This is a genomic window from Streptococcus caprae, from assembly GCF_042649745.1.
In the GTDB taxonomy this organism is placed as follows: Bacteria; Bacillota; Bacilli; order Lactobacillales; family Streptococcaceae; genus Streptococcus; species Streptococcus caprae.
On the sequence record NZ_JBHRZV010000040.1, the window covers coordinates 1 to 528 of the forward strand.

General features: G+C 49.4%; 5 tRNA genes. All 5 read left to right on the forward strand.

The annotated features are described in order from the left end of the window. Nucleotides 1-25 precede the first annotated feature (25 nt). The 5 genes from ACFORF_RS05535 to ACFORF_RS05555 all read left to right on the forward strand — a co-directional run bounded on the left by ACFORF_RS05535 (nt 26) and on the right by ACFORF_RS05555 (nt 526). Nucleotides 26-98 (forward strand) — tRNA-Val (locus tag ACFORF_RS05535). A 19-nt stretch (nt 99-117) separates the two neighbouring features. Continuing rightward, nucleotides 118-190 (forward strand) — tRNA-Asp (locus ACFORF_RS05540). 91 nt (nt 191-281) lie between these two features. Further along, nucleotides 282-354, forward strand: a tRNA-Lys gene (locus ACFORF_RS05545). A 5-nt stretch (nt 355-359) separates the two neighbouring features. Beyond that, nucleotides 360-441, forward strand: a tRNA-Leu gene (locus tag ACFORF_RS05550). Nucleotides 442-453: 12 nt separating this feature from the next. Next, nucleotides 454-526 (forward strand) — tRNA-Thr (locus ACFORF_RS05555). Nucleotides 527-528 lie beyond the last annotated feature (2 nt).

A 528-nucleotide genomic window follows, 5' to 3' on the forward strand; every position in this document is an offset into this window, starting at 1 on the left:
GACCGCTGGGCTAGATGACCGATTAGGGAGTTTAGCTCAGCTGGGAGAGCATCTGCCTTACAAGCAGAGGGTCAGCGGTTCGATCCCGTTAACTCCCATAATTGTATAAAAACAATAGGTCCCGTAGTGTAGCGGTTATCACGTCGCCCTGTCACGGCGAAGATCGCGGGTTCGATTCCCGTCGGGACCGTTGAAACATCACGGTGTGATGTTTCAAGTAACCAGATAAAGAAAGACAGTAGTCTTTCTACTTATTATCTTGGATAGCATAAAACAGGTTAGACTCGTTAGCTCAGTTGGTAGAGCATTTGACTTTTAATCAAAGGGTCGCTGGTTCGAGCCCAGCACGGGTCATAGATGCGGGTTTGGCGGAATTGGCAGACGCACCAGATTTAGGATCTGGCGCTTTCGGGCGTGGGGGTTCAAGTCCCTTAACCCGCATAATAGAAATAGGCCGGCTTAGCTCAGTTGGTAGAGCATCTGATTTGTAATCAGAGGGTCGCGTGTTCAAGTCATGTAGCCGGCATT